Consider the following 21,148-nt stretch of genomic DNA (forward strand, 5'->3'; position numbering starts at 1 on the left):
TTCTACCCTTTTTCCAATTCTCCTTTCATCTTATCATTTCAATATAGAAAGGAGGAAATAATATTGAATCATCTTTTATTACGTTACAATAAACCAATTATCATTAGACTGTGCGGTGAATTATTAACTCGAACAACAGAATCAATGTTAGCTATTATTATGATTATTTACGTTAATAAGATGCTAAACGGCAATATTATGATGACTATGCTTATTTTCGGGTTACAACCGCTTTCGGACATTATATTTACACTTATTGCTGGAAGAGTCACTGATAAATATGGACGAAAGAAAATTATGTTACTCGGCTTATTGCTACAAAGCGTTGCAATCGGTAGCTTCATCTTTGCTCAATCCGTTTTTATATTTGCTTTGTTATATGTCATAAATGGGATTGGCCGCTCCTTATATATTCCTGCTCAACGTGCACAAATAGCTGATTTAACAAAACATGGGCAGCAAGCAGAAATCTTCTCCCTTCTGCAAACGATGGGAGCAATAGGTACCCTAATCGGCCCTTTAATTGGTACTATTTTTTATAAGACTCATCCTGAATATGTATTTACGGTGCAAAGCATTGCACTTATAGTATATGCACTCGTTGTTTGGACGCAGCTTCCAGAGACCGCTCCGGCAATGACAACACCAACGCAAAAGCTTGAAGGATCATCTCAAAAACATTTTGTACGCAAACATTACGCCGTATTTGGACTTATGGTTTCTACACTTCCTATTAGCTTTTTTTATGCACAAACTGAGACGAATTATCTTATCTTCGTGAAACATACTTTTCCGGATTTCGAACTCATACTCGTTTTTATTTCAACATGCAAAGCTATTATGGAAATCTTTCTGCAAGTTTTCCTCGTGAAATGGTCTGAACGATTTTCCATGGCGAAAATCATTATTATTTCTTATGCCTGCTATACAGTAGCTGCACTTGGCTACGGGCTTTCAGCAACAATCACGTCACTATTTTTCACATTACTCTTTTTAGTCATCGGTGGAAGTATTGCTTTAAATCATTTACTTCAATTCGTTTCAGAAATCGCTCCTTCAGATAAACGTGGATTGTATTTTTCAATTTACGGCTTACATTGGGATGTATCTCGAACGTGCGGTCCTGTTATTGGTGCGGTTTTATTAAGCAAACTAAACGGCAGTATGCTATTTTATATTTGTGCTTGTTTCTTAATAATTGGGGGCATTATTCAAGCTCTTTTTGTTCACAATTTAGAGCGTAATAAAATAAAAAAAGACATTTCAGAGCATACTCCTCATGTTTTATAGGCTGCTTTCCTCATCCTTTTAACAGTAAAAAGAAGGCTATCACAAAAGTCTTGATGACCTTTGGTGATAGCCTTCTTTATTACCCTGCCATCTTATTTATACTATCCTCGGGCGAAAATACCGAAATATGATTTACCTTACCAGTCGATTTTGGAATGATAAATTTTAACTCAAACTGATTGTTTACTTTATATACATATATTTTATCTTCACCATTTACTTTAACTGATTTTGGTTTTCCTAATGCCTTTTCAATTTCTTGTAATGTAATTAACTTTAGCTCTGCATGATAGGAGCGTACATCAAAAACTTGTGATCCTTTATTAAAACCGAAGGAAACATTTTTACTTGTAAAGGTTGCGTACATTCCGTTTCCTGCTTGCTCCGTTTTATCAGCTTTCCCCCACGCTTTTTCTATTTCTTCGATATCTCCTGTATGAGCTGCGAACGGAACATTAGGCACTTTTCCTTCTTTCGCTAGTTCAAACAAATTTTTAACGTGGTTAATTGATTTTTGATTTATTATTGTATCTTTCGAATTTGAATCGTTATTTGATTTAACCTCAGGCTCTTTCTTTTGTTCAGAAGAATTATTCTGTTCGTTTTTACTATTTTCCGAAGTTGGGTTTTTTTCCTTTTTTTCATCTGTTCCTTTACATGCCGCTAAGGCAAATATGCATGTAAAAGTAAGAAATAATAAAGCTATCTTTACATACACTTTCATACATTTCAGCTCCCTATTAAATGCTATTCATTTCGATAACCAATCCAATACACTACTTTTTAAATTGTGTTTATTCCAAAAAGTAAATACTTCACTCTCTCCCCATGCTTGTACAACATATTCTACAAAAGCAGTTCCTAAAAAATAACCGAGTCGATTGTATCCAAAATACTGTCCGCCAGATAACCGAAACCACTCTTTCTCTTTTTCAAACGTCCATCCTTCTATATAATCTTCCAAAAAACGTTTCTTTATATGTTTTTCATTTTCTATATAGCATTGTAACCAACGTTCACCATCATTATCATATGAGTAATATACTGATTCATTTAAACCTTTCATAATTTGCTTTGATAAATATGTTGCAACACCTTCACGATACAAATTAACTGTCGCATCGGCCCACTCTGCTTTCCTCCAGTCCATTCCATCATTTTGTAACATAACATTATGATATATATGTCCTATTTCGTGAGCGACAATAACACGAAGGTGATTTAAATCAGGAGATAATTTTTCTGCCGCAAAAAACATGTCTCCAATAATTTCTCTTTCTACAAATGCATTAGAGCCAAATCCTCCAACAAATAAGTGGAATTTCATTTTTACATCACATTTAAATTTATTATGATATTCATTCGTTACCTCTTGAATAATGATTGGTAATGATTCTGCAATGATACGAATATCTTCTATTTTTGCGGGATATAGGTTAATAGCATTAGAAAGACGTTCTTTCGTTTTAGGACAATGATACTTAAAGTATTCTTCAAATATCTCTGGATGCGAAGTGAAGTATTGATTGAGGACAGCTAATTCTACGTCGTTACTTTCCCATAATTTTAAAAAACTTGGAATTGTATTGTTTATCATTTTTTCCATCTCCTTATATATCCCTTCTCGCCATTTACACTGCAATCCTTCCTTAAACAGAAAAAGCAACAAAGAAAGATGAGCCTTCTTTGTTGCTTTTTCTGTTTAATCAAACCATCTATCACCATCAGAAATCCATTTACCATTTTGCAAATCATAACATTCATCATCGTCATGAAAAATAACGTAAGAGGGTAATTTCACATTCATACCACCAGCTTTATTCCAGCATGTCGCAAACCATTCTATTATAGCTTTCGTTCCAATTTCAGATAACTTCTCATCATTTTTTTTGTAAAAATCCCAAAATTCATCAGATTCTTCATCACTAAACGTATAATATGTAACGTCATCCATTACATCATAGCTACCAGAAAAAATCTCTTCGTCAGTGCCCTCATAAAAGACTTCATTAGCATCTCCATCCATTGAAAACATAACGATAGACAATTCAAATGACTGAACAAAAACAGTAAAATCTAATAAATCTATTTCTTTATAATAATTAAGCTGTGTTGTTGTTTTTAACCTTTCAATCAAATCAGAGGATTTTGCTTCTAGTCCTTTTATTAAAGAATTTTTATAGTTCTCAATTGTAAACAAATACTTCACTTCCTATTCATATTATATATTTATCAAGATATATAAAAATTATAGCAAAGGTTTTGTATATTTTGCTTGAGAAAATGAAAAAAGCTGTCCAAATAGGACAGCTTTACATATGTATTTTTACACTTCGATTGACTTACCATCTTCAACAATATGATAAAGTAAGTGAGCTAAATGATGAATTGGACCATATTCTTCCTCTTCCTCATCCGTTTCGCCTTGGAATTCAAGATCGTTTAAGTATAGTGCTAAAAATTGATAGTATAGTTTTAAATCAAATCCGTAGCACGCAGTTGGCTCTTCATGATCTCCTTCGTATTGTAACATTAAGTATTGATCATTTCCTTCTGCATCTTCTGCGTCAAAGAATACGAAGAATCCAACGTTTGTATCTAAATCAAATAGATGACGAGTACCTTTTTCTGTTGCTTTATTGAAGTCCTCTTCACTTAATTTATGTACTGTTGTCGCTTTAGCATTATCTTCTTGATGGAAATTTACTGTAAATGTTTTCAATGCTGACACCTCCTGAATGTATAATACTAGCATAACATATAAAAAGGACTGCTTACAAATGTAAACAGTCCTTTCATTCATTTTCGCATTGCTCGTAATAAGAAACTTACAATGAAGATTAAAATAATCGCACCGATTAAAGCTGGAATAATTGCAAATCCGCCAATTACCGGGCCGAAACTACCAAGTAATTTCGTACCAATCCAAGACCCGATAATACCAGCAATAATATTACCAATTACACCACCTGGTACATCCCTGCCAGTAATTAAGCTAGCAAGCCATCCTAATATACCACCAACGATTAATGACCAAATCATACGATACCCTCCTTTATATTTCACCAATCAAAATATAATTAGAAACAATTGCTTACCATTAGTTATGTTACATTTTTCATAAGTTATTCACACAGCCCAACTATTAGATTATTTCAAAATAATGAACAAGCATTTTTTCAATTTATGGTGGAAATCCTTCATAATTCACAGATTATGGACAATCAGGCTTCAATATTGTCCGCATAAACTCTTCTTTAAATGCAGGATAGTTAAAACCAACCGCAATTCTTTGTATTGGTCGATCATCGAATCGTGTCGGCTTAGCTATTTTTCTAAAGTCTGCCACACTTTGTCCTCTTGTTACGTCATTTGTCGTACTGATCCAAACTGCTGATTTTTTATATTCAAAAATATCATCATTTATAAACGAAATAAACGGAAGTAAATCATGAATTGGACTTCCAGCAATACCAGGGTATTCTTTTTTATAAAAGTTCTCATAATAAAAATCAATCATTGGCTTAATAAGTTTCGCCTGCCCTGTTCCTTCTTTATTGATAATATCCACCATTTCAGGAGTAATTAGGGCTTCTTGCGTTACATTTAACGGATAAATAGTCGCATTCTTTGCGTACTTCATCACAATATTTGCGGCGATTGGATCTCCATAAAAATTTGCTTCTGATACAGGAGTAACATTACCAGGAAATAAAAAAGCACCGCCCATAATATAATACGAACATACTTTATCCATGACATTTGGATATAATAAAAATAAAGTTGCCAATGTTGTTAATCGCCCAGTCGCTACAATAATAATATCTTCTGGACAAGGTTCAATTAACTTAATTAATTCACAAAAATTTTCCCGTTTACAAATCCTCATATCAGGTGAAATAATTGGACCTAAACCGTGATCTCCATGAATTTCTGGAAAGAACAAAGGTTCTTCAGCCGTCATCGGTCTTGCTGCACCCTCAATGATTTTTACTTCTGTAGCATAGTATCTTTCTAAAAAATACACATTTTCTGTTACAATTTCTCGCGATACATTCCCATATTCAGCAACAATACCTATAATATCTAATTTACATGTTTTATTTGCATAAATTAATGCCACAGCATCATCAATACCAAAGTCTCCAAAAAAGATGATTTTCTTATTAACTATACTCACCCCTCTTCAGCATTATCTACTACTATTATTATGTAAAAAAGACAAGGCTGTGAAACGGTGCAAACTAAAAAAGCCGCCTATTTATTGGCGACTTCAATCTTTTTATAAGATAAATATGCTAGTACATTTTTACTTGAATCGTATTTTGGATTATTTCCTTTTCGCGGTTCTCTCATATGCGTTTTTTCAAATCCAGGAATATCCGGCATTTTCTCCATAAATTCAAGCATTTCTTCTTTAGTTCCTTCAATACGTACGCGAATCATTATTACATTTCCTCAATTCTCATTTTCTCTGTACTAAGTATAACGTACTTTGAAAAGACTGCAAGAAGTTTATCTTTTTAATGTCGCACTTTTTTTACATATAAACAATGCCATTTCAGTATAAAACGACTTGATTTTATTATTTTCATATTGAATGTTAAAGAATTCTTGCATTTCAACTGATGTTTTCATCATACATTCTGTTAACTTCACCCGCTTCTGCAAAGGTACATTCATCATATCGCACCACCAGTCAAATTCAAATTTCTTGTCAAAAGTAAGACATGACTGCATTTGCAAAGCATTTTTCTCTAATAAAGTAATCCACTCTGTTTTTTTCAGTGCTCGTTCATGACTCGGATCTCGCTTTTTTTCTATAAAATTATAAAATGTATCAAATTCATTATTTTCCGGTGAAACATTATCTATTAAAATAAACAATCCATTATCTTCTAACGTACGATTTACTTCATAAATAAACTGAGCTGGATTCGTAAAATGATGTGCTGCGATTCGGCACGTAATCGTATCAAAAGAACTATCGGCAAACGGTAAACTTTCAGCGTTTCCAGCGACAAAAGTTACATTTTCATGTCCATTATTTATAATAAAATTTTTCGCATTCTCTAACATTTTTTCTGTTAAGTCTAAAGCAATTACTTCTTTAAACAATGGAGCTAAAACATTTGCAACATGTCCACCGCCAGTAGCAATATCAAGAAGACGATTATTATGACGAGACTCAACTTGTTGAACTACATATTGTAAATCCGGTCCTTTTGCATGAATTTTACTTTTCACATACTTTTCCGCATTATTACCAAATTGTTGTTTTACAAGCTCTTCTTTATTCATTTTATCATCTTCTTTCTATTGTTATTTACACGATTCAGATAACTAATAAGTTCTATTTCATATTTTCAATTCCTCTTTTAGACAGATTACATATAGTGCTTTGAAAAAATAAAAAACTGTAAGAATGTATCTCACAGTTTTTTAAGTATGCTAAAATCTGTTTTTTAATCTTCTATATAGTTTCATCTTCCCTTTTTTCATTTCCTGAAGCTAGGCTACCAATAGCATCTGCCGTTACTTCAACTACAAATTCACAAATACCTGCTACAACTTCTCCAATTACTTCATCCATCTTTTTACCCCCTAATTTTATGTAACTTATTTGTAGTATAGAGGAGATTGGTTATTTTTAACTATCGGAAAACGTGACAACAACATTACAGTTTTGTAAGCTTTTTCAATGCGCTTAACTTCTTTCCTTCCATCCTTTGAAACTCCAAGTATGGTTCATGTACATCTAGGCCATCATATTATTAGGTAAGTTCCAATTCTGCTAGAGGAGGCGTGTAAAATATACTACGTAAAATTAATTAAAGGTCAATCATTCTATGCTTTTGATCATCGTTTCTTAATGTCTGAAGAAGAAGAGGTTTCTGAGAAAGTATATAATTACTTACGTCGTAATGAATTTTTCGAAGTGCGTAAAGAAGAATATTCTGCTTAATTACAAAAAGCATCAAGAGGAACATCACGTTATTGTGATATGTTACGGTGCAAGTGCCGATGTTGTTGATCCATTATCTTTTAGTGATTTAGCTATTGGAAAAGAGCTTAAATGCTGCAAAGTGAATGTTATTGAGAAAAGCGAGACGTAGCTATACGTTCTTGCTTTTTTATTTTTTCGATATTCACTCCTACTTTTAGTTAGTTTTCACCCCTCTAATATTTGCATTTTGATTTACTTATTTTATCAACTAACAAATCAAATTTTTGACAAATCAAAAATATTGAAATCCACTCATGAAACACGTAATATAGACTCTGACTCTAAAAAAGTTCGTTAAAAATAATACATAAAATAAGGAGGTTTTATATACGAGTTTTTCATTTTAAAAGACGGAGAGGTTTTACATTATGTGGCGTAATAAAAATGTTTGGATCGTTTTAATTGGGGAGTTTATTGCTGGTCTAGGGTTATGGCTTGGTATTCTTGGCAACCTTGAATTTATGCAAAAATATGTCCCTTCTGATTTCATGAAATCAGTTATATTATTTATCGGACTATTAGCAGGTGTTCTAGTTGGTCCTATGGCTGGTCGCATTATTGATCAGTATGAAAAGAAAAAAGTTCTTCTTTATGCCGGGTTTGGTCGTGTTATTAGTGTTATTTTTATGTTTTTCGCTATCCAATTTGAAAGTATCGCCTTTATGATTGCATTTATGGTTGCGCTTCAAATTTCAGCTGCATTTTATTTTCCTGCATTACAATCTGTAATTCCACTCATCGTACGTGAGCATGAGTTATTACAAATGAACGGTGTACATATGAATGTAGGTACAATCGCTCGTATTGCAGGTACTTCACTAGGTGGAATTCTTTTAGTTGTAATGAGTTTACAGTATATGTATGCCTTCTCAATGGCAGCATACGCTTTATTATTCCTCTCGACTTTCTTCCTACAATTTGAAGATAAGAAATCAACAACACCAAGTAAGCAAGCTGCAAAAGATAATAGCTTTATGGAAGTATTTCGTATTTTAAAAGGAATTCCGATTGCTTTCACAGCACTTATATTAAGTATTATCCCTCTATTATTTATAGCTGGATTTAATTTAATGGTAATTAATATTAGCGAAATGCAACATGATCCAACGATTAAAGGATTTATATATACAATTGAAGGTGTCGCATTTATGTTAGGGGCCTTCGTTATAAAACGTTTATCTGATCATTTCAAACCTGAAAAATTATTATATTTCTTCGCTATTTGTACCGCTTTTGCACACCTTTCATTGTTCTTTAGCGATATAAAATGGATGTCTCTTACATCATTTGGTTTGTTTGGTTTTAGTGTCGGTTGCTTCTTCCCTATCATGTCGACAATTTTCCAAACAAAAGTGGAAAAAAGCTATCACGGCCGTCTCTTCTCATTCCGTAATATGTTTGAGAGAGTTATGTTCCAAATCGTATTACTCGGTACAGGTTTCTTCTTAGATACGATTGGATTACAGTACATGGTCTTAATTTTCGGCGTCATTTCATTATTAATTATTTTCATATCGCTTTCTAAACAGAAACAGTATGAAAAACAACCGTCACAATCTGCGAATTTATAACATACACAAAGACGCATGGATCATATTAGATTAATCCATGCGTCTTTGTTATATAAAAACGTATTTATTACGCTTATTGTAATTATTTAAAGGAGTACCCTCTTTCGCTTTCGAATACAGTATATTAACATGATATATATAGGAGGTACGCAATTGTCTGATGGTATGCAGTTATTTATTATCTTTATTTTTGTATTAGCTCTGTTTAGCATCATAAACTTTTTAGCTATTTCCTTATCTGGACATAACTTTAAAAGAAGAATTATCGCCGGTTTCATATTTTTACTGATAACTCCTATTGTTTTTTTTGCTACCGTAGCATTCGCTTCTATATTCGATAAAGCTGGATTTGGCGCAGGGGGGCTAGCCCTTATTGTTGCAATTATATACATTTTAAATGGAATTGTGATCCTACTTTCCTCTTTATTTTTCCTCAAAAGAGACATAACATAGGCCTCAGTACTCGGCATAAATCTAACTTTACACTAGATTTATGCTTTTTCAATTCCCCCTAAATTTTTATATGAAATTAAATAATTCTTTATAAAAATTTAAACTTTATTTATTACAATATACCTATTGGATTTGCACGTTGATTGAAAATAAAAAGAAAGGAGCACAAAATGAAAAAGTTTGTATTAATTATTCCAATATTCATCATGCTACTTAGTGGATGTAGCAATAATGATATATACGGTTCTTGGGAAGTTGTTGACAACAAAAATGGTCTTTGTCCCGCATCTTATAAATTTGAAACAGTTGTAAAAGAAGAAAAAAAAGAAAAAATCATTCAAAACTTAGTGGAAATGCAAACAACAAAGAAAAAAGAAGATTTATATAAAGGAGCATTTGTAAAAGATTCCAGTGTATATCACATTGATTATGGTAACTCATTCACATCGGATCAAACTTTAAAAGTTGTCGATGGCAAATTAAATGTATACTTTTATGCAGTAGAAAAATTATGTATATATACAAAGAAATGATTACACTTCATATAAAACGCAGAAAATATTTTCTGCGTTATTTTACTTTACAACGATTTCTTAAAAATATTATCCTCTTTTAAAACTCTTAATTTGAATGTAATATTATATAATGACAATATTCTTACTGCGAGGTGCTTTTTTTGAGAAGTTTAAATTCATTAATTGTATCAACAATCTGTTCCATTATCCTAATCCTATGGAATGCACTTTCATTTTATGAAAAATTCACGACAGGAAATTCATACTATTGGCTTAGTGGTATAATAGGCCTCGTTTTCGTGTTCTTTTTTATCCAAAATATGCGGGATATACTCAACAAAAACTATAAAATATCCTAAACAATATAGAAAGATATAATAAACAGTTCAGTTAACCGATTCTTATTTACTACGCCCCTTTCAAAAAAGACGAATCCTCCCTCTAAATTTGTCAATCGTTTTAATTTTCATAAAAAAATGATAAAATGTAACCATGTGTTTTCAGAATAATTAAAAACGCAGAAAGAAAACACTGTTTTTAGGAGGGGTTTTGATGACTTACACGTTAGCAACTAGAATGAAAGCATTCCAATCTTCTATATTTAGTGAATTAGGGGCCTATAAAAAAGAAAAAATTGCAGCAGGTCATAAAATGATTGATTTAAGTATCGGGAATCCTGATATGCCGCCTGCCGATTTTGTAAGAGAAGAAATGGTACATACAGCAAATCAAAAAGAAAGCTATGGATACACATTAAGTGGTATTCAAGAATTTCACGAAGCTGTAACTGAATATTACAACAACACTCATAATGTTATATTAAATGCCGATAAAGAAGTTTTATTACTAATGGGGTCACAAGATGGACTCGTTCATTTACCTATGGTTTATGCGAATCCGGGAGATATTATATTAGTTCCTGATCCAGGATATACAGCTTATGAAACAGGAATTCAAATGGCTGGTGCAACATCCTACTACATGCCTTTAAAGAAAGAAAATGATTTCTTACCTAACTTAGAAGCTATCCCTGTAGAAATCGCCGATAAGGCGAAGATGATGATTTTAAACTTCCCAGGGAATCCTGTTCCAGCAATGGCTCATGAAGATTTCTTTAAAGAGGTAATTGCATTCGCGAAAAAGCATAACATTATTGTTGTCCACGATTTTGCTTATGCTGAATTTTATTTTGATGGTAATAAACCAATTAGCTTCCTCTCTGTACCTGGCGCTAAAGAAGTTGGCGTAGAAATCAACTCTTTATCAAAAAGTTATAGTTTAGCAGGTAGTCGTATCGGATATATGATTGGAAATGAAGAAATTGTTCGTGCGCTTACTCAGTTTAAATCAAATACAGATTACGGAGTGTTTTTACCAATTCAAAAAGCAGCATGTGCTGCACTAAGAAATGGCGCTGCTTTTTGTGAGAAAAACCGCGGTATTTATCAAGAACGTAGAGATACTTTAGTCGATGGGTTCCAAACATTTGGCTGGAATGTCGATAAACCAGCTGGTAGTATGTTCGTCTGGGCTGAAATTCCAAAAGGCTGGACTTCTATAGACTTCGCTTATGCATTAATGGATCGTGCAAATGTCGTTGTCACACCAGGTCATGCATTCGGACCTCATGGTGAAGGCTTTGTACGCATTGCACTCGTTCAAGATAAAGCAGTTTTACAACAAGTTGTTGAAAACATTAGAAATAGTGGTATTTTTTCTCTTGAAAAGGCAGAAGAATTGGTTAAAAATTAATTGCAACTCCCCTGCTTAACTATAGCAGGGGTATTATTCATTGGAGGTACTTTCATATGCATATTAAAGACACTCTTCCTCATCGCTATCCATTTTTAATGATTGATAAAGTAACAAATGTAAAACAAGGTGAATCCGTTACAGGATATAAACTCATTACAAATAACGAATGGTTTATAAATGATAGTCAAAAACATATGCCTCATATGTTAATTGTAGAAGCACTTGCTCAGCTTAGTGCATTTGTACATACAAGCGAATCTGAAGGACTAGGCTTCCTCTCCTCGCTAGATGGGGTTATGTTCCATGAAAAAGCATATCCCGGTGATGAACTTGATTTGCATTATGAGTTAACTCGCAATCGCCGAGGTTTTATTCTCGGTAAAGGTACCGCAACCGTTAATAATCAGCCGATTGTAACGATAGAAAAGCTATTAATATATCAAGCAGAATAGAGACGTTTTCATTCACCAGGGTATCTATCTCCTACAAATTCGTCTCATCAACATGAACAGAGTAAACAAATTACTTAGTTAGGAGCAGGAAAATGGAAAGTACTATCGGTATCGATGCTGGTGGAACATTAACAAAAATTGCTTATTTGAACAGAAAAAAGCAATTAGCTTTTGAAAAATTTTATTCAAATGAACAAGATAAAATAATAGATTGGCTTAAGAAAAACGCTGGTAAAAAACAAATATGTATTACAGGTGGTAAAGCAAAACAATTACAGCAACTACTTTCAGACTCATATAAAATAGTAGAACTAAACGAATTTGAAGCTACTCTTGTAGGTGTCCAATACATATTAAAAAAAGAAAAATATGATATAAACAACTTCATTTTAACGAATATCGGCACAGGTACTTCTATTCATTACGTTTATAATGACAAATATATTCGAGCTGGTGGAACTGGTGTTGGTGGCGGTACTATTATGGGGCTTTCAAAATTATTAACAAATATAGATGATTTTGAAGATGTGATTCCTTTAACAAAAATAGGTTCTAGAAAAGAACTAGATATTACGGTTGGAGATATTTATGGTGGTATTCTCTCCCCTATTGATAATAGTTTAACTGCAAGCAATTTTGGTAAAGCGGCTACTATAGAATCAAATTATAATAGCTCAGATATACTTGCTACTGTACAAGGACTTGTCGGTGAAGTCGTTACTGCATTAAGCCTTCAATTCGCCGAAACAAAAAACATTGACCATATTATTTATATTGGTTCGACTCTATGTAATAATGTACACCTTCAAAATATTATTAGTAGCTACACAAAATATCAAAATAAAACACCAATCTTTTTACGAGATGGTGGTAATAGCGGTGCGATTGGTGCTTTACTTCATGCTACGAATAAAAAAAGCTGACTTTTGTCAGCTTTTTTGCAACGGTACTTCAAATTCAATAATTGATTCTCCACCCTCTCCAATTCGCTCTACACTAATTCTATCAATTACACATTGTAACTTTTCAGGTAAACTACGAATATCCTTGGCTACTTTAGCAGCTAACTCCTCACTACTTTTTCTTCCCACTGTTACATGCGGTATGTATAGAATATCTGCTCTCAAAAATTGTAGCAAAGGACCTGTATATAATTTAGCGTGTAATTCTTCTATCTGTTCTTTCCCTCTCTCCACTTCCAAATACAAATAGTTTCCTACATTATTGATACAATTTGCAAACTCAATTTCAATTTTGCCTATCCCTTTTGCTAAATTCAAAATATGAGATTTTAATTCATCATTTGAAATATTACTCTTAAACGGAAATACAACTGTTATATGCGTTGGAATTAATTCAAATAAAGGATCATGTATTTGTCTAATGTTCTCTATTTTATCGATGGACATATTATTTAGAAAAACTAAAATTGTACGCATTTTTATCCTCTCTACTTTCCCTTATTTTAATATGTATCATATTCTATAACTGTCTTGCACTTCAACAAATTATTTTACTTACATGTAAAAATAAAAAACTTCTCAAATGAGAAGTTTTCATATAACATGATTACTATTTTCTCGCCAAACTTTTCTAAACTTTATATAACAAGTAATTCTCCATGGAATAATATACGATACTGCAACTACGTAAAATAATAAACCAATCGTTTGTTGATCTAAATCAACGATAAATTGTCTTGAACCATATCTTAAAACAACAAGTGCAATAAAAGTAATTAAAAAGGCTACACTTTTTTTCGTATAAATATTCCCATCATCTCTTCGCTCATAATTTGTTAGTGCTATAAGTGGTACAGAGAAAAGAATCCCAATAAATGCTGCTATAGCCACTTGTAATATAGCTGGATGTACGGGACCAAAAAACCACACAATACCTGGCGTTAAAAATAGTAATGGCCATAAAATACGTTTTCCTGCTCCTTTTATTGGCTTATGCATAGAACGATAACGACGCCAAAATATTAGTAGTGCAATGTATAAAAAGACTGTAATTAGTGAAGAAGTGTCTCCCATTTGTCTTTCCTACTCTCCTCAAATATATACTTAATTATATTTTAAATTGTTTGCTCAAATGATACCTTTCGAATAAATATACCGCTAGTCACGACATAGACGATAGTTAATATAATTGAAATGACAATAAAGTATGGGATATCTATTAAAGATAGATTAGATGTAGAATTTAAATCCTGTATTCCTACTTCTGCATAAAGCACACTATTCAATGATATAAAAAATGTTCCACCAATCATAAGACCAATCCACTTAAAACGTTTCTTAATCACTACTACTACTTGAAAGAAAGTTGCTATTGTAACATACAATAATAGTTGTACAATAAACTGTTTAACTGATTGTTCTCCTAAACTAATATTTACTGTACTATACAATGTATTTTTAAAAAAAATCACTTGAAGGAATGAGAAAACCACAGCTTGTAATAAGATATAGAAAACTGATCCAATGAAAAACTGTAATCTCGTTACTCCAAATGAAACCACTAAACGAAACACATCATCCTGTATGATAAAAGTACTTACTACTATAAACAGTGTAATTGCAATCGAAGGATTATTTAATATATGTTGTAAAAATCCTTCTCTTATTTCTCTCAAATCCATTACACTTGTAATTCCTTTTATAAGTAATGCTGTAATCCAAAATATTAAAATTGCTTTATAATGAAAATTTATATGTAACTTCAACTGCTTCATTAAAATCGTCATTTTATTTCACCGCCAGTTATGTGAATAAATAGTTTTTGTAATGTAATTCTATCAATCAGTAGCCCTTCTTTTTCAAGAGAATAATAATCTTCATTAGAAAGCTCTTCCCATAAAACAACAATCCCCTTATTTCCATAAACTTCTCGATTTATAACTTTTTTATTGATTGAAAACTCATCCACTTTATCTTTTTTCCCTGAAATAATATGACCTTGTTGTAATAAATCATCCACTGATGATTGAACAACCAGCCTTCCTTCTTTTATGATAATTACCTCTTCGATAACATGAGTTACTTCTTCTACTAAATGTGTTGATAATATAATTGTTCTTGGATACTTGCCGTAATCTTCTAATAGTAAACTATAAAATAACTCACGATGTGCTGCGTCTAAACCTGTAGTTGGTTCATCAAAAATTGTAATTGGCGCTCTACTTGCCAGTCCTTGAATAATTCCGACGACCGTTTGCATGCCATGTGATAGTTTGTGATATTTCTCTGTCATATTAAGCTGAAATTTGCCCGCTAGTTCTTCAGCAAACTGCTGATTCCAATTTTTATAAAACATGTTACATAACTTAAAAATTTCTTTTACTTTATAACTTAAATGAGCTTCTTCTTTCACTCTAACGAAACAAATATTCTGCATCGCTTTACTATTTTCAAAAACATTTTCACCAAATATTGATATACTTCCACTGCTTGAAGTAATTTGGCCTGCAAGTAAATTTAATAGTGTCGTTTTTCCTGCTCCATTTCTTCCAAGCAAACCATATATTTTATGCTCTTCCAATGAAATCGTAACTTCATTTACAGCTACTTTCTTTTTATATTTTTTCGTTATATCCTTCGTTTCAAGTGCAATCATCCCTCTTTCCCCTCCTTCGTAATTTTTCGAATCATATCCATCAATTCATCATTGGATATTTCTAATACTTTTGCTTCTTCCCACACTTTAGGTAAATATTCGGTCATAAAAGTGTTTTGTCTTTTTTTAAGTACGACTTCTTTCGCTCCCTTTGTAACAAACATCCCGATCCCTCTCTTTTTATATAAAATCCCTTCATCCACTAATACATTTACCCCTTTAGCTGCAGTAGCTGGATTTATTTGTAACATCTTCGCAAATTGATTTGTTGATGGAACTTGTTCTTCTTCTAGTAATATGTCTTTTAAAATATCAGACTCAATCGTTTCTGCAATTTGTAAGTATATTAATTTATTTTGCTCTAGAGTAGGTTTCACAATTTCACCACCTTAGGTTCATAGGTTCATTACTTATGTAATTAACCATATCACATTAAATTACTTATTTCCATAAATTTCTTTTACAAAAAAAGAGCCATTCTTAAACGAATGACTCTCTTTCTAAAATTTCGAAGTTTCAACTCTTGTTCTCAAATTCTTTTCATTTATACCATTTTGACAAAAGTTAAATTGTTGTCCTTTTATTGACTTTGTACGATCTACTATTTGCCCTAAATGATAACTTGTGTGCTCCACTAAATGTAATAAACTATGAAGATCAATATGTCTTTTTTCTTCCCATGCTTGTATATATGCTTTTCTCCATTCACCAAATACTTCTTCAACGTACTGTAGCAAAACTTCAGTATGTTGTCGTTTTACTGGAAAATACTCCTCAATTTCCTTTTCAAAAACTATATTTTGATTTTTATAACGATTAGTATTTCTTTGTATATGTTCACAAATATGCAATACGATTCTACCAATTGAATTAATAGAGTTCCCTTCCTTCCACAAATCTTCTTCACTAACGAGGCTAATTGTCTGTATGAACTTAGGTAAATAATGATCCTGCATTCTATGATAAGAAATTTTGTATACTAACTCCATCTTTGTCACTCCAATTATTTCGACTACTTTACTGGATATTTAACAAATAAAGATTTTCGGAAATCTTTATCATTCACAAGCCTATTAATTTTTTCGTTATTATCATTAAGGAACTTTACTACTTTCTTTTTATCCCATATATCATCTTCGTTTGGAAAATCATTAAAATTTTCATACAAGATTGGTCGTATTTCTTCTCTTTTCACCGTAAACTTTTTATTTTCCACTTGAAACTCATAACCTTTTGCATTTGGTACTAAAATGACAAGATAAGTGATATTAAAGACAAAATTCTTCTTCACCGTATCCTTACCATCAAACCAATACGTCTCAACCATGTCTTCTGTAAGGGTTCCATTCCCTTTTGCACCATAGTTCACCTTTATACCTTCATTCTCTAAACTTATACTTTGAATTGTTTCACCACCCGGTAAATGATTAACAATTGCAACTACATCTGAATTATTACCAACGTATGTCCCAGCATATTTTTTTAAATCACTTGGTTCCATATCTGATATTTCTTTTATTCTTTCTCCGCTTGAACAAGTCGTAATAAATAAAAAAATTGTTAGCATAACAATGACATTACGATGCATATATTTCATTTAGCATCCCCCATTTTTATCACTATTTCTTTAATTACAATAGTACTTATCAAATCCCTTTAAAACATACGCATTTTAATCAAAATTAAAAATTTTCAATTTTCATGTTTACAATTATCCATTAATTGTATATACTTACTAACGTAAGAAAAATATTCTAAAAGGAGGTCGAAGGAAATGATGAAATTACAATTACATGCTTTAACTTTAGCGTTAACTGCACCTGTGTTTTCTGGACAATTAAATATGAATTCGACCACCCTAATGGAGAATTGAAAATCGTACTTTATTTCTATTAATTCATAAATTCGCCACAGGAGGTCGTATACTTTCCTGTGGCTTTTTCACGCCAAGCCATAGGAGAACTATATCTTCCTGTGGCTTTTTTGTGCGATTTTTTAGTCTCTTACATTATTTTTTAATGAAAGGAGCAACATTCGATGACTATTAGCGTATTGTTTTTAAGTATTACGATTCAAAGAAATACAATTTCCAAGGATGAAATTTTTCATAATAAGCAAATTGAAAAAGCAATGAATGATGTTAAGGAGCGCCAAGCACTTTATTGTGATCACCTGTAATTCCTTTTCGAAAGGAGGAATTCATTTATGACTTTTCATATTTTCTTTTTTACGACTGTACTTCAGAAAAACACTTTATCTGAAGCTGAAATCATTCGTAAACAACAATTAAAACAACTGACTGATAAAATGACTGACATTAAAAGTTCATACTATACGCACATGTATTAAAAATATATTTTTAAGGAGAAATACCTTCATGAAATTTAAAGCATTCTTTTTAACCATCACCATCCAAAAACGTAAGCTTTCACAGAATGAGATTTCACATGAACAACACGTTCAAAACATTATGGATGATGTAAAAGAGCGTCAAGCTTCTTATTACACACGTCTTTTCTAAATCACTTATAAAGGAGCAATGCCTTCATGAAATTTAAAGCATTCTTTTTAACCATCACCATTCAAAAACGTAAGCTTTCACAAAAGGAAATTTTGCGTGAGCAACACATTCAATCTATTATGGACCACGTAAAAGAGCGTCAAGCTTCTTATTACACACGTCTTTTCTAATTAACTTATAAAGGGGAATTATCAAATGAAATTTAAAGTATTCTTTTTAACGATTACCATTCAAAAAACTAAGTTCTCAGACAGTGAGATATTGCATGACCATCAAATTAATAAAGCTATGGAAGATGTAAAAGAACGTCAAAGTCACTACTGTAGCCATCTATAAATTCCTTTCGAAAGGAGGAATGTATCATGAAGTTTCACCTTTTCTTTTTAACAATTACAATCCAGAAAAAAAGCCTTTCTGAAGCTGAATTAAAACAAGAGCAACAATACAAAAAGATTATGGACGAAATTCGAGATCGTAGAAGCAACTACTACACTCACCTATAATTCTTTAAAAATATAAATATTGAAAGGAGTCGATTATGATGTTGATAGTACGTTGTAAGGAAATGATTTGGATAGTTCAGAGGGATTCCACATAGTTTTATAGACGTTATATCACACAAGTTTACCGTTACATTTAATGTATAATAAATATACAATAAAATGTTATTCATACACTTTTAACATTGATTAATAAACAAAAAGATACACCACTTAAAAAGCGGTGTATCTTTCTTAACATATACTATTTTCTATTACTTCGCTTCGTCTTAAACAATCTCACCAAGTTTGATACAACTGTTTTCGTTACTGCATAAACTGGCACTGCTAAAATCATTCCGATAATTCCCGCGAAGTTACCTACCCCTAAAATTAAAATAATAATTGTTAACGGATGGATATTTAATTTTGAGCTCATAATACGCGGTGAAATGATGTTACTTTCAAACTGCTGTACAATTGTTACGATAATAATTACGTACAACGCTTGCATCGGAGATACGAACAGACCTACAATAACAGCTGGTGCTGCACCAATAAATGGACCTAAGTTTGGAATTATATTTGTAAATGCTGCTATAATTCCTAAAACAAAAGCGTACGGTAAATCGATAATTAAATAACCGATAAAAGTAAAAGCACCTACAAATATACAAACGAGCGCTTGACCTTGAATATATGCAGATAATGTTTCGTTCGTTTCCTTAATGATACGAAGCCCCTCTTCACGGTATGATTCCGGTAACAAGCTAACTGCTTTTCCTGGAAACGCATGTCCATCTTTAAACATATAAAATAAAATGAACGGTACTGTAAAGATAACTAATGCCACGTTCGTGATTATACCAAATAAAGCCGTTGCACTCGACGTTATTGTGTTTGGTATATCCTTTAAGTATTCAATTGCATTTTTTTCAATTGTTTCAATGGAAACATAGTTTTGGGTAGATAACCATTCAAACAATCTATGATGGGATAAATCCTGTATGTATACTTTTCCCTCTTTTATATATCCTGGCATATTTTTTACTAAATCCATTAGCTGTTGTGAGATCGTTGGAACAACTACTCCAACTCCAACCGCAGTTAATGTTATGATAAAAAGATATAACAGTAAAATCGCTAAATTTCTAGGTACTTTTTTATCCTCCAAAAAGACTAATACCGGATTAAATATGAAGTATAAAAAAAGCGCGATTAAAATTGGGAAAAACAACGTTGATATGAAGATACCAATCGGTTGAAATAGAAACGATATTTTTGTGCAAATAAATATGATCGCTACAACCATTAGCACTTCTAATGTCCAAAAGTGCACTTTCGATTTCAAAAAAACGTCCTCCTTTAAACTAGCACTTCTCTTCATTGTACCAAAATAAGCAAGAATTTCACATAATATTTTCCTTTACAATATTCCAAAATACCAATAAATACACTACAATGAGATTACATACAAATTTGCAGGTAAAGGTGATAAAAATGACACAATGCATCATTTGCAGAAAAGATACGAAAGAACTTAGTGAACAATATGTCATCCCAGAAATATTATGTGGATATTATTTCACAAACTCAATTTGTGATACTTGTCATGAACAAATGACAACAAATATTGATCGCCCCTTAATTCGGCATAAATTAAGTCAATTTAAGATTGAACAAATGAAAAAACAGATTGACTCCCCACTCTATACGAATGAGCATGGTGAGGAACTTGCAGCGGCTGAGACAGATGTTGTTGAAGTAAGTGATGAAATACTTTATTCCAATGCATTAATTATGAAACTATGTAAAAAGCACGATATTTCACTACATAATGAAATTTGGAAAGAAGAACGTGTAACGAAAGTAGCTAGCTCTATTCAACGTGAATTACTTTTAGATAACCGTAAATATAAAATGAGTATTTTAAAAATGGCTTATGCTTTCGCTGTACAAGCTGTTGATGGCTATTTTGAAGATCCAGATGCAATTGATATTTCTAATATTCTAGTAAATGCCGACTTCATGGAATTAAAAGAAAAGAGCATCGTTCGCGATTTAAGTAAAAGTTCTTTATGGAATACATTAAATACAAATAGTGAAAACCATTATTTTATTTTATTAAGTGATAAAGATGGCCTGTTCTGTTTCATTCGTCTATTTGATATCTTTGACGTTGTCGTTCATTTATCAGAAAAGAGATATGAACTTTCATCACCCATTGTCGGCGTAAATAATGTAGATAGGCAGGAATTTTATATCCAAACTTTAAAACAGTATATGGATGGGCTATTTAAAGAAAAAACCTCTTCTATTTAATCGAAATCAGAACATACGGTCTCCTTTCTTGATGAAAAGACACTGTGTTATAATAAGTATGAAAAGAACAATACAATCACATAAACCAATTATTAATTGTATATAAATAAAAAAGACTAGTGTGCGGCTACACACTAGTCTACGTAACTTAGCAGATTGGATTGT

The 21,148-nt window shown here is 32.0% G+C and carries 31 protein-coding genes; 15 read left to right on the forward strand and 16 right to left on the reverse strand.

The features are described from left to right. The first annotated feature begins 63 nt into the window (after positions 1-63). Positions 64-1,290, forward strand: coding sequence for an MDR family MFS transporter (locus V7S50_RS15615; RefSeq protein WP_242252944.1), 1,227 nt, complete (start codon positions 64-66; stop codon positions 1,288-1,290). Positions 1,291-1,369: 79 nt separating this feature from the next. Here the strand turns inward: V7S50_RS15615 and V7S50_RS15620 are convergent, their stop codons facing one another. The 8 genes from V7S50_RS15620 to V7S50_RS15655 all read right to left on the reverse strand — a co-directional run bounded on the left by V7S50_RS15620 (position 1,370) and on the right by V7S50_RS15655 (position 6,591). Further along, complete coding sequence (locus V7S50_RS15620; protein ID WP_242252942.1) at positions 1,370-2,014, reverse strand: YjgB family protein; 645 nt, start codon at positions 2,012-2,014, stop codon at positions 1,370-1,372. Between the two features lie 27 nt (positions 2,015-2,041). After that, positions 2,042-2,887, reverse strand: a complete 846-nt coding sequence (locus tag V7S50_RS15625; RefSeq protein ID WP_242252940.1) for an aminopeptidase — start codon at positions 2,885-2,887, stop codon at positions 2,042-2,044. Positions 2,888-2,992: 105 nt separating this feature from the next. Further along, positions 2,993-3,490 carry a hypothetical protein gene (locus V7S50_RS15630; protein ID WP_277930112.1) on the reverse strand — a complete coding sequence of 166 codons (498 nt, stop codon included), beginning with the start codon at positions 3,488-3,490 and terminating at the stop codon, positions 2,993-2,995. 126 nt (positions 3,491-3,616) lie between these two features. Then, a complete protein-coding gene (locus V7S50_RS15635; RefSeq protein WP_000847587.1) occupies positions 3,617-4,012 on the reverse strand; it encodes a hypothetical protein in 396 nt (131 codons plus the stop codon). A 77-nt stretch (positions 4,013-4,089) separates the two neighbouring features. Continuing rightward, complete coding sequence (locus V7S50_RS15640; RefSeq protein ID WP_000638308.1) at positions 4,090-4,332, reverse strand: GlsB/YeaQ/YmgE family stress response membrane protein; 243 nt, start codon at positions 4,330-4,332, stop codon at positions 4,090-4,092. A 172-nt stretch (positions 4,333-4,504) separates the two neighbouring features. Further along, a complete protein-coding gene (locus V7S50_RS15645) occupies positions 4,505-5,470 on the reverse strand; it encodes a nucleoside hydrolase (protein ID WP_242252936.1) in 966 nt (321 codons plus the stop codon). A gap of 77 nt (positions 5,471-5,547) precedes the next feature. Further along, positions 5,548-5,736 carry a DUF3970 family protein gene (locus tag V7S50_RS15650; protein WP_242252934.1) on the reverse strand — a complete coding sequence of 63 codons (189 nt, stop codon included), beginning with the start codon at positions 5,734-5,736 and terminating at the stop codon, positions 5,548-5,550. Between the two features lie 69 nt (positions 5,737-5,805). Next, on the reverse strand, positions 5,806-6,591 hold the full coding sequence (locus tag V7S50_RS15655) for a class I SAM-dependent methyltransferase (RefSeq protein WP_242252930.1): 786 nt from the start codon (positions 6,589-6,591) through the stop codon (positions 5,806-5,808). Positions 6,592-7,102: 511 nt separating this feature from the next. Between V7S50_RS15655 and V7S50_RS15660 the strand changes: the two genes are divergently transcribed. The 7 genes from V7S50_RS15660 (at position 7,103) to coaW (ending at position 12,966) form a co-directional block, all read left to right on the forward strand. Then, on the forward strand, positions 7,103-7,255 hold the full coding sequence (locus V7S50_RS15660) for a YqbF domain-containing protein (protein ID WP_071680000.1): 153 nt from the start codon (positions 7,103-7,105) through the stop codon (positions 7,253-7,255). 410 nt (positions 7,256-7,665) lie between these two features. Beyond that, positions 7,666-8,868, forward strand: coding sequence for an MFS transporter (locus V7S50_RS15665; RefSeq protein ID WP_242252928.1), 1,203 nt, complete (start codon positions 7,666-7,668; stop codon positions 8,866-8,868). A gap of 153 nt (positions 8,869-9,021) precedes the next feature. Then, complete coding sequence (locus V7S50_RS15670; RefSeq protein ID WP_242252926.1) at positions 9,022-9,321, forward strand: hypothetical protein; 300 nt, start codon at positions 9,022-9,024, stop codon at positions 9,319-9,321. Positions 9,322-9,491: 170 nt separating this feature from the next. Further along, positions 9,492-9,854, forward strand: coding sequence for a hypothetical protein (locus V7S50_RS15675; protein ID WP_242252924.1), 363 nt, complete (start codon positions 9,492-9,494; stop codon positions 9,852-9,854). 534 nt (positions 9,855-10,388) lie between these two features. Beyond that, the gene (locus tag V7S50_RS15685; RefSeq protein ID WP_242252920.1) at positions 10,389-11,588 is read left to right on the forward strand and encodes an LL-diaminopimelate aminotransferase; all 1,200 of its coding nucleotides are present in this window, start codon (positions 10,389-10,391) and stop codon (positions 11,586-11,588) included. Positions 11,589-11,644: 56 nt separating this feature from the next. Further along, complete coding sequence (locus tag V7S50_RS15690; protein WP_242252918.1) at positions 11,645-12,043, forward strand: 3-hydroxyacyl-ACP dehydratase FabZ family protein; 399 nt, start codon at positions 11,645-11,647, stop codon at positions 12,041-12,043. A gap of 92 nt (positions 12,044-12,135) precedes the next feature. Next, positions 12,136-12,966 carry a type II pantothenate kinase gene (gene coaW, locus V7S50_RS15695; RefSeq protein ID WP_242252916.1) on the forward strand — a complete coding sequence of 277 codons (831 nt, stop codon included), beginning with the start codon at positions 12,136-12,138 and terminating at the stop codon, positions 12,964-12,966. Positions 12,967-12,972: 6 nt separating this feature from the next. Here coaW and V7S50_RS15700 read toward each other — a convergent pair whose 3' ends face one another. The 7 genes from V7S50_RS15700 to V7S50_RS15730 form a co-directional block, all read right to left on the reverse strand. Continuing rightward, entirely contained in the window at positions 12,973-13,482 is a 510-nt protein-coding gene (locus V7S50_RS15700) for a 2'-5' RNA ligase family protein (RefSeq protein ID WP_242252914.1), read from the reverse strand. A gap of 117 nt (positions 13,483-13,599) precedes the next feature. Then, positions 13,600-14,079 carry a cytochrome c biogenesis protein CcdC gene (locus tag V7S50_RS15705; protein WP_242252912.1) on the reverse strand — a complete coding sequence of 160 codons (480 nt, stop codon included), beginning with the start codon at positions 14,077-14,079 and terminating at the stop codon, positions 13,600-13,602. 41 nt (positions 14,080-14,120) lie between these two features. Continuing rightward, entirely contained in the window at positions 14,121-14,792 is a 672-nt protein-coding gene (locus V7S50_RS15710; protein WP_242252910.1) for a DUF4052 family protein, read from the reverse strand. Continuing rightward, complete coding sequence (locus V7S50_RS15715; RefSeq protein ID WP_242252908.1) at positions 14,789-15,661, reverse strand: ATP-binding cassette domain-containing protein; 873 nt, start codon at positions 15,659-15,661, stop codon at positions 14,789-14,791. The genes V7S50_RS15710 and V7S50_RS15715 overlap by 4 nt, the downstream gene beginning before the upstream one ends. Next, the gene (locus tag V7S50_RS15720) at positions 15,658-16,038 is read right to left on the reverse strand and encodes a GntR family transcriptional regulator (RefSeq protein ID WP_242252906.1); all 381 of its coding nucleotides are present in this window, start codon (positions 16,036-16,038) and stop codon (positions 15,658-15,660) included. Before V7S50_RS15720 ends, V7S50_RS15715 begins: the two co-directional genes overlap by 4 nt. A gap of 123 nt (positions 16,039-16,161) precedes the next feature. Further along, entirely contained in the window at positions 16,162-16,650 is a 489-nt protein-coding gene (locus V7S50_RS15725) for a hypothetical protein (RefSeq protein ID WP_242252905.1), read from the reverse strand. Positions 16,651-16,673: 23 nt separating this feature from the next. After that, positions 16,674-17,258 (reverse strand): DUF4825 domain-containing protein, encoded by a 585-nt coding sequence (locus V7S50_RS15730; RefSeq protein ID WP_309258931.1) that lies wholly within the window; start codon positions 17,256-17,258, stop codon positions 16,674-16,676. Positions 17,259-17,698: 440 nt separating this feature from the next. Here V7S50_RS15730 and V7S50_RS15735 point away from each other — a divergent pair, with 440 nt between their 5' ends. The 6 genes from V7S50_RS15735 to V7S50_RS15760 are packed head-to-tail and all read left to right on the forward strand — an operon-like array spanning position 17,699 to position 18,685. Continuing rightward, positions 17,699-17,839: a YrzI family small protein gene (locus V7S50_RS15735; RefSeq protein WP_144612070.1), complete on the forward strand. Its 141-nt coding sequence runs from the start codon at positions 17,699-17,701 to the stop codon at positions 17,837-17,839. Positions 17,840-17,866: 27 nt separating this feature from the next. Then, the gene (locus tag V7S50_RS15740; protein ID WP_000142717.1) at positions 17,867-18,010 is read left to right on the forward strand and encodes a YrzI family small protein; all 144 of its coding nucleotides are present in this window, start codon (positions 17,867-17,869) and stop codon (positions 18,008-18,010) included. A 28-nt stretch (positions 18,011-18,038) separates the two neighbouring features. After that, positions 18,039-18,182, forward strand: coding sequence for a YrzI family small protein (locus tag V7S50_RS15745; protein WP_242252903.1), 144 nt, complete (start codon positions 18,039-18,041; stop codon positions 18,180-18,182). Between the two features lie 26 nt (positions 18,183-18,208). Continuing rightward, entirely contained in the window at positions 18,209-18,352 is a 144-nt protein-coding gene (locus tag V7S50_RS15750; protein ID WP_063221535.1) for a YrzI family small protein, read from the forward strand. 25 nt (positions 18,353-18,377) lie between these two features. After that, on the forward strand, positions 18,378-18,518 hold the full coding sequence (locus tag V7S50_RS15755; RefSeq protein ID WP_000669812.1) for a YrzI family small protein: 141 nt from the start codon (positions 18,378-18,380) through the stop codon (positions 18,516-18,518). A gap of 26 nt (positions 18,519-18,544) precedes the next feature. After that, entirely contained in the window at positions 18,545-18,685 is a 141-nt protein-coding gene (locus V7S50_RS15760; protein ID WP_063221536.1) for a YrzI family small protein, read from the forward strand. 241 nt (positions 18,686-18,926) lie between these two features. Here the strand turns inward: V7S50_RS15760 and V7S50_RS15765 are convergent, their stop codons facing one another. Further along, on the reverse strand, positions 18,927-20,012 hold the full coding sequence (locus V7S50_RS15765; protein WP_000837885.1) for an AI-2E family transporter: 1,086 nt from the start codon (positions 20,010-20,012) through the stop codon (positions 18,927-18,929). Between the two features lie 149 nt (positions 20,013-20,161). Here V7S50_RS15765 and V7S50_RS15770 point away from each other — a divergent pair, with 149 nt between their 5' ends. Continuing rightward, positions 20,162-20,983 carry an HNH endonuclease gene (locus V7S50_RS15770; protein ID WP_063221537.1) on the forward strand — a complete coding sequence of 274 codons (822 nt, stop codon included), beginning with the start codon at positions 20,162-20,164 and terminating at the stop codon, positions 20,981-20,983. The last annotated feature ends 165 nt before the right edge of the window (positions 20,984-21,148 follow it).

This window comes from Bacillus sp. CCNWLW194, assembly GCF_037120585.1.
Taxonomy (GTDB): Bacteria; Bacillota; Bacilli; order Bacillales; family Bacillaceae_G; genus Bacillus_A; species Bacillus_A basilensis.

Excerpts from the sequence above, each read along its gene's own strand:
- V7S50_RS15620 (WP_242252942.1), bottom strand. The coding sequence starts at position 2,014 with ATGAAAGTGTATGTAAAGATAGCTTTATTATTTCTTACTTTTACATGC.
- V7S50_RS15625 (WP_242252940.1), bottom strand. The coding sequence starts at position 2,887 with ATGATAAACAATACAATTCCAAGTTTTTTAAAATTATGGGAAAGTAAC.
- V7S50_RS15640 (WP_000638308.1), bottom strand. The coding sequence starts at position 4,332 with ATGATTTGGTCATTAATCGTTGGTGGTATATTAGGATGGCTTGCTAGC.
- V7S50_RS15650 (WP_242252934.1), bottom strand. The coding sequence starts at position 5,736 with ATGATTCGCGTACGTATTGAAGGAACTAAAGAAGAAATGCTTGAATTT.
- V7S50_RS15655 (WP_242252930.1), bottom strand. The coding sequence starts at position 6,591 with ATGAATAAAGAAGAGCTTGTAAAACAACAATTTGGTAATAATGCGGAA.
- V7S50_RS15665 (WP_242252928.1), top strand. The coding sequence starts at position 7,666 with ATGTGGCGTAATAAAAATGTTTGGATCGTTTTAATTGGGGAGTTTATT.
- V7S50_RS15675 (WP_242252924.1), top strand. The coding sequence starts at position 9,492 with ATGAAAAAGTTTGTATTAATTATTCCAATATTCATCATGCTACTTAGT.
- V7S50_RS15685 (WP_242252920.1), top strand. The coding sequence starts at position 10,389 with ATGACTTACACGTTAGCAACTAGAATGAAAGCATTCCAATCTTCTATA.
- V7S50_RS15690 (WP_242252918.1), top strand. The coding sequence starts at position 11,645 with ATGCATATTAAAGACACTCTTCCTCATCGCTATCCATTTTTAATGATT.
- coaW (WP_242252916.1), top strand. The coding sequence starts at position 12,136 with ATGGAAAGTACTATCGGTATCGATGCTGGTGGAACATTAACAAAAATT.
- V7S50_RS15700 (WP_242252914.1), bottom strand. The coding sequence starts at position 13,482 with ATGCGTACAATTTTAGTTTTTCTAAATAATATGTCCATCGATAAAATA.
- V7S50_RS15705 (WP_242252912.1), bottom strand. The coding sequence starts at position 14,079 with ATGGGAGACACTTCTTCACTAATTACAGTCTTTTTATACATTGCACTA.
- V7S50_RS15710 (WP_242252910.1), bottom strand. The coding sequence starts at position 14,792 with ATGACGATTTTAATGAAGCAGTTGAAGTTACATATAAATTTTCATTAT.
- V7S50_RS15715 (WP_242252908.1), bottom strand. The coding sequence starts at position 15,661 with ATGATTGCACTTGAAACGAAGGATATAACGAAAAAATATAAAAAGAAA.
- V7S50_RS15725 (WP_242252905.1), bottom strand. The coding sequence starts at position 16,650 with ATGGAGTTAGTATACAAAATTTCTTATCATAGAATGCAGGATCATTAT.
- V7S50_RS15730 (WP_309258931.1), bottom strand. The coding sequence starts at position 17,258 with ATGAAATATATGCATCGTAATGTCATTGTTATGCTAACAATTTTTTTA.
- V7S50_RS15735 (WP_144612070.1), top strand. The coding sequence starts at position 17,699 with ATGACTATTAGCGTATTGTTTTTAAGTATTACGATTCAAAGAAATACA.
- V7S50_RS15740 (WP_000142717.1), top strand. The coding sequence starts at position 17,867 with ATGACTTTTCATATTTTCTTTTTTACGACTGTACTTCAGAAAAACACT.
- V7S50_RS15745 (WP_242252903.1), top strand. The coding sequence starts at position 18,039 with ATGAAATTTAAAGCATTCTTTTTAACCATCACCATCCAAAAACGTAAG.
- V7S50_RS15750 (WP_063221535.1), top strand. The coding sequence starts at position 18,209 with ATGAAATTTAAAGCATTCTTTTTAACCATCACCATTCAAAAACGTAAG.
- V7S50_RS15755 (WP_000669812.1), top strand. The coding sequence starts at position 18,378 with ATGAAATTTAAAGTATTCTTTTTAACGATTACCATTCAAAAAACTAAG.
- V7S50_RS15760 (WP_063221536.1), top strand. The coding sequence starts at position 18,545 with ATGAAGTTTCACCTTTTCTTTTTAACAATTACAATCCAGAAAAAAAGC.
- V7S50_RS15770 (WP_063221537.1), top strand. The coding sequence starts at position 20,162 with ATGACACAATGCATCATTTGCAGAAAAGATACGAAAGAACTTAGTGAA.